The sequence below is a fragment of the Dietzia timorensis genome, from assembly GCF_020742175.1.
GTDB lineage: Bacteria > Actinomycetota > Actinomycetes > Mycobacteriales > Mycobacteriaceae > Dietzia > Dietzia timorensis_A.
Map to the genome: position 1 here is coordinate 56,207 of NZ_DYXM01000223.1, position 7,236 is coordinate 63,442.

Sequence of the window (7,236 nt, forward strand, 5' to 3'; positions counted from 1 at the left end):
GCACCTTCTTCGGGAGGTCGGAAGCCTTCGGGCGTTCCGGGCCGATCCTCACCTGGCACTATGCGACTCTCCTGTACTGCTGACGGCTGTAAAACTCTGCGAGTGGCCGCGGGGCGGCACTCCTTGAACGAGCCTAGCGTCTAAACACCCAGGACTTCAGACGCTGCCACGCACTTCGACCAGATGACGCCCCGCCATGCCCGTTCTCCGCTGAAGACGAGACTTTTCCGCAATGTGGCGGTTCCTCGGCGATATGCGCGAGACGTTCGGCGAGAGTCCCAGGCATCGGAATAGGACCAGAATGCCGCAATGCGTATCTGGCTGAGCGCTGGACCTGCAATGCATCCATGCATTCGGGGCACTGTCCCAGATGCTTCAACGCGCGATCACGTGCGGCGGTGGGCAGGCGCTCGTCGGCGAAGGCTGCGACGGCCTCGCTGGAGAGGTGCTCGGTGGGAGCGAATTCTCCGGGTTGCGGCTGCGCGACCATTCCCACTGTCCTTTCCGCGTCCGATGTCGTCCAGTGTCGACCAGGCGTGACTATGGTGCCGAGTCTCCTTCGGTAGGCACGGCGCCCGGGCACCTTCACGTGGCGCCCAGTATAGGCGCCGAAAGCGTCAGCTACCGCCTAGAGCCTCGGCCATCGAGTTGACGCCGCCGGCTGCGAGCTCGGCGCGCAGCGCTGCACGCCCACGGTGGATTCGGCTGCGCACAGTGCCCATCTTGATGCCGAGGATCCGGCCAACCTGTTCGTAGGTGAGGTCCTCGATATCGCACAACACAACGGCGGCGCGATAGTCCGGCGGAAGGTTGTCCAACGCCCGCTGGAGCACGGGATCGAAGGTCTCGCCAACCACGACCTGTTCGGGACCGCTATGGCCGGACGGAAGACGTTCTTGGTCCTCGGGCAGCGCATCCATCCGGATGCGCGCCTTGCGGCGGACCTGGTCGAGGAAGAGATTGGTGACGATGCGGTGCATCCATCCCTCAAAGGTTCCGGGCTTGTAGCGGTCGAGGGATTTGAACACGCGGATGAAAGCATCCTGCGTTAGATCCTCGGCGTCTTGAGCATTGCCCGTCAGACGGAAGGCGAGGCGGTACACGCGGTCGCCATGATCTGCGACGATCCGGTTCCACGACGGCAGATCGGCTTTGTCGCCAGAACGATCGAACGCCGCGGTGGCGGCTTCGACCTCGGCAACGGAATCGGCGCCTCCATCCTGCGGAGCGCCAACCCCGGCGTCAACGTGCCGATGCGTGTTCGGCGTATTCGGGAACTCGTACACCCGACGCCTCCTTCCTGTGCCCGAACAGGGTGGGTCCGGACCATCTGCCTATACCTTGCCGAATAGGTCTGGGCCGCACGTAGTGTTGCGCTGTGTGTGCCCTGAGAATGTGAAGGAATCTTCGGAAACCGGGAAACACGCCGACGGCAGTTCTTCGGCCTGCCGGAGGCCCCGCGGGTTAGGCTGTAGCCCGTAATCGAACGGCAACAACGCAGGTAGCGATACCAAAGGGGCAGGTGTGACTGTGGGTTCAGGTGAGGCGGATCCGACCGGGCTGAGCGCTCTTTACGAGCGGTGTTTGGGTACGGCGGAACCGGACTCGACCACAGGCGACGATGCGGGCAAGGCTGCTCTCGCCGGGGCGCTGCGGGCTGCCCGGGAGGAAAGCTCCGAGCTCGGCGGGCATGCACCGGATGCCAACGCCACCGCACTGCTCCAGCTTCTCGCCTCGATGTCTCAGGCGAGTTCGGCCGTCTACATCGGGTCCGCGCCCGGAGTGGTCGCATTGTCCCTGCTCACGGGGATGTCGTCCGCCGCAGGTGGGACGAAGCCCGGGATGGTCACCGCCATCACCTCGGACCCGCACCACTCCGAGGCGGGGAAAAAGGCGGTCAAGGCCGCTGGGTTCCCAGCGAGCTCGTGCCGCGTCATCGCCGCCCGTCCGCTCGAGGTGATGGGTAAGTTGGCGGCGGGTTCCTACGGCCTCGTAGTGGCTCACGACGGCGAGGTCGAGGCGAAGGCTCTCGCCACGCGCGGTCTCGAACTCGTCGGCGGCGGCGCGGTCGTCATTCTCGACTCGATCTCGTTTTTCGATGAGGTCGACGGGCTTCCCGAAACCGCGCACATCACTCGCCTTCCGCTCGGCAACGGGATGTCGATCCTCACGGCATAGCCCGTATCCGGTAGCCGGCAGCTGACCCCGCCAACGAAAAGGCACGGATTTCGCGCTACCGCCTGCGTAATACGGACACATTCACCGACAATGCAGCCGGAAAAACTTCGCGCCCGAGCCCCTCGACACGCCGCCGCATGTCCTCTTCTCCGATGCGGGCGCCGGACGGACCCATGAGCGCGATGCCGACCGCCTCGTCCGCGCTCAGTCGGAGATTCGATGTCACCGTCGAGCTCCCCTCCTCATCGAAGTCGAAATGGGTCTCGAGCTCGGCGCCGAGCCTGGTTTCCTTGCCCTTCTCGATGTTCAGCATCCCGAGCTCCTCGCGCAGCGGGGACAGATGATCCTGGGACGGCCACGCCACGACGAGCAGACCGCCGGGGCGCAGGCACCTCGCGAATTCGGCGGCGTTGCGCGGCGCGAAAACGACGGCGAGCGCATCAATCGAGCCGTCGGCCACGGGGAGCCCACGCCACGTATCCGCGACGACCGACGCCGCCCGCGGATGCGCCTTGGCCAGCCGCCGTGCCGCCGCCGCGGAGATCTCGGTGCCGATTCCGGTGGCCCGGTCGCAGATGTTGAGGATGCGGCTGAGATAGAACCCTGTACCCGCTCCGCAGTCGAGAAGCACTCCCCCGTCACCTAGCGCCGGCCGAACCGCGTCCACAAGCCGATCGACGAGCGGGTCGAAGTGTCCCGTAGACAACACCAACTCCCGCTTGTCCAACTGCGCGGCGTCGTCGCCCCCGCCCGTGCGCCCCGCGGATCCGAGTAGCGTCACATACCCTTGTTTCGCCGTGTCGAAGCGGTGTCCCTCGCTGCAGCCGAGGGTGCGGACCCGCGGGCCCGGAGCTCCGCCGTCATACTCGGTAAGTTCGTGTCCGCACACCGGGCACCGCAGCAGCGGCAACACGCGCCGGAGGGCAGTTGCGGGCGCGAAGTCCGGCTCCGAGCTAGTCATGAAACCTCTGTTCGGGGACGAAAAAGGCCGCCGGGCTCACGCTGGGCGCGGCCGCGGCGGCCCCGAGACTTTCGGTGGTCTGGAGGGGCTATCAGCCGGTGATCTTCCCGAGCTCGACGCTGAGAGCCTCCGCTTCCTCCTGGGTGAGCTCGACGACGAGCCGTCCGCCGCCGTCGACCGGGACTCGCATCACAATTGCGCGGCCTTCCTTGGCCGCTTCGATTGGTCCGTCGCCGGTCCTGGGCTTCATCGCCGCCATCTGCTGCACTCTCTTTCCGGGACTATCCCACTACTCGATTCTCCGGCCGCGAGCGGTGACACCGTGTGCCATCCGCGCTTTTCGCGGGGAGGATTAGTCCATTTTAGCGCGAGGGAAATGCGCGCGTCAGACTTAAGCCCGAGTAGCCGACTCCCCCGCCGATTCCGAGGCCGCTCTGCTGCTCGTGGACCCGTTCGCGCGCAGCTTGTCGATCTCCGCGCCGAGCTGTTCGATCGCCCAGTCGACCTCCACCATGTCGTATCCGCGCGCACGCACCCCGAACCGGAGGTCGCGGGCATCGTCGCCGGTCAAGGCGCCTTTTGGCAGGCGCGTGAGCGTCTGGTCCGCTTCCACGGGAGGGAGCGGTTCGCCGCGCCCTGCCAAGAGCACGGCCACGACGAAGATGATCGCCGCGACCACGACGGTCCCGACGACGTACACGAAGACGCTGAGCATTCGAGCTGTGCTTCCTTTATCTCTCGACTGTTTCGGGGGCTACCCCGACGACCCCAGTTTACGGGGCCGTAGACGGGACCCACCCGCGTATGACGGCGGACGTCGCGATCAACCGGTCGCCACGCTCCCCGGCGGCCTGCTCGGCGCTCCCGTCGTGCCCGCCTCCCGTGCCCTTACCTCACGCATCGGCGGCCGGTCGGGCGCGAGAACGTCCTCGGCCAGCGGGAGATCGCGTCGGCGCGCGAACGTCTCGATGACGTGCCGACTGGTGTGCGCGAGCGACTGCAGAGAGCGGTGCCGATGCTCCCGCGAACCGAGGTCCACCTGCGCGATTCCCTCCGGGCCGTGAAGCCGTACGGCGTCGAGCACGAGGCCGATCTCGACTCCGTATTCCGCGGCGAAGGGCACCGCTTCGGCGAAATCTCGACGGAGCGCGTATTCGCCGGCGAGAGGCTGCCGCAACTCAACGAGCTCCGGGACGAACGAGGCCAGCAGCGGCTTGGCGACAAGCTCATTGACGCGCCCGCCACCGAACGGATCGGTATTCTCGTCCCCCACGAACGGGCGACGGTAATAGCCCTTGACCAGCACAGGCCGCTGTGACAGCAACAACGGGCCGACCACGCCGGGCACGAAGCCGGGAGAAGGATCACGAAGATCGGTATCGACGAAGGCGATGATGTCGCCGGTCGTCGCGGCGAGGGAACGCCACAACGCCTCACCCTTGCCCGGCCGTGGGGCGAATCGTTCGCCGGTGCCGGCGAGAATCTCCTCGACGCCGACGACCCGCGCGCCGGCAGCCCGCGCCACCTCGCGCGTCGAATCGGCGGAGCCGGAGTCCACGACTACGAGCTCGTCGACCAGATGGGTTCCGGCCTCGGTGGTCAGCGGCAGAATGGACGCGATCACCTCCGCGACGGTGCGCTCCTCGTCGAGCGCCGGAAGCACGACCGAGATCCGGCGGCCTTGCTTTGCGGCGGCGAGCTCGGCAACCGTCCACTGCGCACCGTCAAAGGTGGCGATACCGCTGTATGCTGCCAATTCCCGGACTCCCTCTCCGCGCTTCGCGGGCGCGCTTTCGATGTACCTGCGAGCCTAGATCAGACCGCGTGTGACACGAGCCGGAGGGCGCGTTCCCTCGATCGACGCGACCATCTCGGCGACCCGTCTCGTTCCCCGCACGTCGTGGCAACGCAGAATGCGGGCGCCTTGCCAGAGCGCGACAGCACTCGCGGCGAGAGTTCCCTCCCCCCGCTCGTCGACCCCGAGGTCGAGCGTCTCGCCGATGAAGTCCTTGTTGCTCAGCGCCATCAGTAACGGGCAGCCGAGCTCGACGAGCGGACCGAGGCTGCGCAGCAGGGCAAGCCCGTGGTGTGTGTTCTTTCCGAAGTCGTGCGTCGGGTCGACGATAATCGCGTCCCGGGCGACGCCCGCGTCGGCGGCGGCATGCGCAGCGGCGGCGAGCTCGTCCCGCACCGAACCGACGATGTCTTCGTAGCCGACACGGTAGGGCCGGGTGCGCGGGGTCGCGGAGCCGGTGTGCGAACAGACGAACCCGGCGCCGGTTTCGGCGGCGGTGTGGACGAGCGTCGAGTCGTAACCTGCCCACGTGTCGTTGATGATCGCCGCGCCTGCTGCGACGGCAGGAGCGGCGACCTCGCTGCGCCAGGTGTCCACCGACAGCAACACGTCCGGAAATTCGCCGTGCACTGCCTCGATGAACGGCACCACCCGGCGGATCTCCTCGGCAGCGTCCACATCGTCGCCCGGACCTGCCTTGACCCCGCCGATGTCGATGATGTCCGCGCCATCGGCGACAGCCGTGCGAACCCTCTCCATCGCAGGTGCGTCGTCGAACGTCGCGCCTTTATCGAAGAACGAGTCCGGCGTGCGGTTGACGATCGCCATGATCAGCCCGCGGTCGCCGGCCACCCGGCGACCGCACAACGTCGCGGACGGGCGTGCTTCCGGGCCCGGATGTGGGGTGTTCATCGTCGTTCCGTAGCTCCACTACATATGTCGAGAGCATCTTTGGTCGAGGTCGTTACGTGCAACGCCCGCATCGCGGATTCTTGCACGAATCCGCGTTCGACCAGGCCCTCCAGCCACGACAGCAGCGGCGCGTAGAAGCCGTGCGGATCGCAGATCACGACGGCACGGTCATGGAAGCCGAGGAACCTCGAGGTCCATACCTCGAAGAATTCCTCGAGCGTGCCGATCCCGCCGGGAAGGATGATGAACGCGTCCGAAGCCTCGTCCATCGCACGTTTGCGCTCGCGCATCGTGTCGACCACGACAAGCTCATCGGAGTAGATGTCGGCGACTTCTCTGGCGCGCAGTTTCTCGGGGATCACGCCGAGCGTGTAACCGCCCTTGGCCCGTGTGCCTTCGACGACCTCCCCCATCATCGATACGCTGCCACCGCCGGTCACCAGGCGCCAACCGCGTTCGCCTATGGCTTCGCCGAGGTCCCGCGCAAGTGCCAGTGCCTCGGGTTCCTTCACAGAGGAGGCGCAGAATACGCAGACCGAGAAACGCGAATGGGTGTCTTCGCTTCGAGTGGCTTCGTACATCCTATCGCCGCCCGGTCAGGTCGTTGTTCTCCCCGCGTTCGACCTTCGCGGCGATCGCTTCGCGGTGCGATTGCACGATGTGGTCGACGGCCTCGTCGATCGAGTCGGTGCACAGGATCAGATCGGGGTCTTCCGAGGAGATCATGCCCTCGGCGGCCAGCGAGTTCTTGATCCAGTCGACCAGTGGGCCCCAGAACTTGGTGCCGAGGAGCACGATCGGGAACCGGGTGATCTTCTTCGTCTGAACCAGCGTGACGGCCTCGAAGAGCTCGTCGAGTGTTCCGAACCCGCCCGGGGTGCACACGAAGGCCTGTGAGTACTTCACGAACATCGTCTTGCGGACGAAGAAGTAGCGGAAGTGGATGCCCAGGTCGAGGTTCCCGTTGAGCCCCTGTTCGTGCGGCAGCTCGATACCCAAGCCGACAGAGAAACCACCGGCCTCTCGGGCTCCCTTGTTCGCCGCCTCCATCTGGCCGGGACCACCGCCGGTGACGACGGCGTAACCCTTTTCCGCGAGCGCGGCGCCGAGTTCGACCGCTTGCTCGTAGTATTCGTCCCCCGGTTTGGTGCGGGCCGATCCGAACACGCTCACCGACTCTGGAAGCTCCGCCAGCGCGCCGAATCCGTTGACGAATTCGCTCTGGATGCGCATGACGCGCCACGGGTCCGTATGGAGCCAATCGGTGTCGGCCTGCGTATCAAGGAGGCGGGAATCCGTCGTCGAAGACGACGGTTCACCATCGCGCACCATCACGGGTCCACGAAGGCGGAACGGGAAATCCAAGGACATCTAAAGAGCCTTCCTTGAG

General features: G+C 66.1%; 9 protein-coding genes. 1 reads left to right on the forward strand and 8 read right to left on the reverse strand.

What is annotated here, in order from left to right; genetic code table 11:
- Positions 1-617 precede the first annotated feature (617 nt).
- Positions 618-1,286, reverse strand: coding sequence for an RNA polymerase sigma factor SigE (gene sigE / locus K8V11_RS11685; protein ID WP_303914373.1), 669 nt, complete (start codon positions 1,284-1,286; stop codon positions 618-620).
- Positions 1,287-1,524: 238 nt separating this feature from the next.
- Here sigE and K8V11_RS11690 point away from each other — a divergent pair, with 238 nt between their 5' ends.
- Entirely contained in the window at positions 1,525-2,178 is a 654-nt protein-coding gene (locus K8V11_RS11690; RefSeq protein WP_303914376.1) for a hypothetical protein, read from the forward strand.
- A 55-nt stretch (positions 2,179-2,233) separates the two neighbouring features.
- Here the strand turns inward: K8V11_RS11690 and K8V11_RS11695 are convergent, their stop codons facing one another.
- From K8V11_RS11695 to K8V11_RS11725, 7 genes are all read right to left on the reverse strand, one after another.
- Positions 2,234-3,139 carry a putative RNA methyltransferase gene (locus tag K8V11_RS11695; protein WP_303914378.1) on the reverse strand — a complete coding sequence of 302 codons (906 nt, stop codon included), beginning with the start codon at positions 3,137-3,139 and terminating at the stop codon, positions 2,234-2,236.
- A 91-nt stretch (positions 3,140-3,230) separates the two neighbouring features.
- Positions 3,231-3,398 (reverse strand): DUF3117 domain-containing protein, encoded by a 168-nt coding sequence (locus K8V11_RS11700; RefSeq protein ID WP_067475471.1) that lies wholly within the window; start codon positions 3,396-3,398, stop codon positions 3,231-3,233.
- A 132-nt stretch (positions 3,399-3,530) separates the two neighbouring features.
- Entirely contained in the window at positions 3,531-3,854 is a 324-nt protein-coding gene (locus tag K8V11_RS11705; RefSeq protein ID WP_303914382.1) for a DivIVA domain-containing protein, read from the reverse strand.
- A gap of 108 nt (positions 3,855-3,962) precedes the next feature.
- Complete coding sequence (locus K8V11_RS11710; protein ID WP_303914385.1) at positions 3,963-4,895, reverse strand: glucosyl-3-phosphoglycerate synthase; 933 nt, start codon at positions 4,893-4,895, stop codon at positions 3,963-3,965.
- A 54-nt stretch (positions 4,896-4,949) separates the two neighbouring features.
- Positions 4,950-5,846, reverse strand: a complete 897-nt coding sequence (gene folP / locus K8V11_RS11715) for a dihydropteroate synthase (protein WP_303914387.1) — start codon at positions 5,844-5,846, stop codon at positions 4,950-4,952.
- Positions 5,843-6,427 carry a TIGR00730 family Rossman fold protein gene (locus K8V11_RS11720; RefSeq protein WP_303914390.1) on the reverse strand — a complete coding sequence of 195 codons (585 nt, stop codon included), beginning with the start codon at positions 6,425-6,427 and terminating at the stop codon, positions 5,843-5,845. Before K8V11_RS11720 ends, folP begins: the two co-directional genes overlap by 4 nt.
- 1 nt (position 6,428) lies before the next feature.
- Positions 6,429-7,178 (reverse strand): TIGR00730 family Rossman fold protein, encoded by a 750-nt coding sequence (locus K8V11_RS11725; RefSeq protein ID WP_303914402.1) that lies wholly within the window; start codon positions 7,176-7,178, stop codon positions 6,429-6,431.
- Between the last annotated feature and the right edge of the window lie 58 nt (positions 7,179-7,236).

Coding starts and splice junctions, on each gene's coding strand:
- K8V11_RS11695 (WP_303914378.1), bottom strand. CDS start 3,139: ATGACTAGCTCGGAGCCGGACTTCGCGCCCGCAACTGCCCTCCGGCGC.
- K8V11_RS11700 (WP_067475471.1), bottom strand. CDS start 3,398: ATGGCGGCGATGAAGCCCAGGACCGGCGACGGACCAATCGAAGCGGCC.
- K8V11_RS11705 (WP_303914382.1), bottom strand. CDS start 3,854: ATGCTCAGCGTCTTCGTGTACGTCGTCGGGACCGTCGTGGTCGCGGCG.
- folP (WP_303914387.1), bottom strand. CDS start 5,846: ATGAACACCCCACATCCGGGCCCGGAAGCACGCCCGTCCGCGACGTTG.
- K8V11_RS11720 (WP_303914390.1), bottom strand. CDS start 6,427: ATGTACGAAGCCACTCGAAGCGAAGACACCCATTCGCGTTTCTCGGTC.
- K8V11_RS11725 (WP_303914402.1), bottom strand. CDS start 7,178: ATGGTGCGCGATGGTGAACCGTCGTCTTCGACGACGGATTCCCGCCTC.